This is a genomic window from Dietzia sp. DQ11-44, from assembly GCF_014145205.1.
Classification (GTDB): Bacteria; Actinomycetota; Actinomycetes; order Mycobacteriales; family Mycobacteriaceae; genus Dietzia; species Dietzia natronolimnaea.
The window spans coordinates 1-989 of record NZ_JAALEC010000545.1 but is presented as its reverse complement, the minus strand read 5'-3'; the positions used below and the strand labels follow the sequence as shown (position 1 = coordinate 989).

Here is a 989-nt window from a genome sequence, read left to right as displayed (position 1 = left end):
TCCCGCCGGCTCCGCGAACAGATGCGCGGAGCCGACGAGGCCTGACCGGCCGCGGACGGGTGAGCCGCCCGCGGACGGGTCAGCCGGCCGCGGCGATGTCCTCGAGCACGGCGAGCATCGTCCGGACGGGGACACCGGTCCCGCCCTTGGGCAGGTAGCCCTCGGCGCCGCCGTCGTTGTAGGCCGGGCCCGCCACGTCGACGTGGGCCCACTCGACGCCCTCGGCGACGAACTCGGAGAGGAACAGGCCCGCGGAGAGCATGCCTCCCCAGCGGTGCGGGGTGACGTTGGTCAGATCCGCGACCTGGGAGTCGAGGCCGTCGCGGAGCTCCTCGGGCAGCGGCATCGGCCAGCCGCCCTCGCCGACCCCCCGGCTGAGCTCGGCCACCCGGTCGCGGAACTCCTCGGTGCCCATGACACCGGGGGACTTCTTGCCCAGTGCGACCATCTGCGCCCCGGTGAGCGTGGCGGTGTCGATGAGGTGGGACGGCGAGTCCTCGCACGCGCGGACGATGGCGTCGGCCAGGATCAGCCGCCCCTCGGCGTCGGTGTTCTGCACCTCGACCGTCGTCCCGCCGTACATGGTGAGCACGTCGCCGGGCCGGTACGCGGTCGAGGACGGCATGTTCTCGGCCATCGGGACGGTCGCCACCACGGTCAGGTCGAGACCGAGCCGGGCGGCCAGGATGACGGTCGCGACCACGGCGGCCGCACCGCCCATGTCCATCGTCATCTGCTCCATGCCCGCGGCCGGCTTGATGGAGATGCCGCCGGTGTCGAAGGTGACGCCTTTGCCCACCAGGGCGACGGGCGGCCGGTTCTCGTTGCCCCGGTGGGTGAGTCGGACCAGGCGTGGTGGCCGGGACGACCCGCCGCCCACGGCCAGGATGCCGCCGTATCCACCGTCGGCCAGGTCGGCCTCGTCCATGATCTCCACCTCCAGGCCCGCGGCGGCGGCGAGCTCGGCGGCGCGGTCCGCGAAGGAACCG

The 989-nt window shown here is 73.7% G+C and carries 1 protein-coding gene; it reads right to left on the bottom strand.

Annotation, left to right across the window (positions count from 1 at the left end; all coding sequences use genetic code 11):
- Nucleotides 1-79: 79 nt before the first annotated feature.
- A partial coding sequence (locus G6018_RS13175; RefSeq protein ID WP_182639849.1) for a leucyl aminopeptidase occupies nt 80-989 on the bottom strand: 910 nt, incomplete at its 5' end.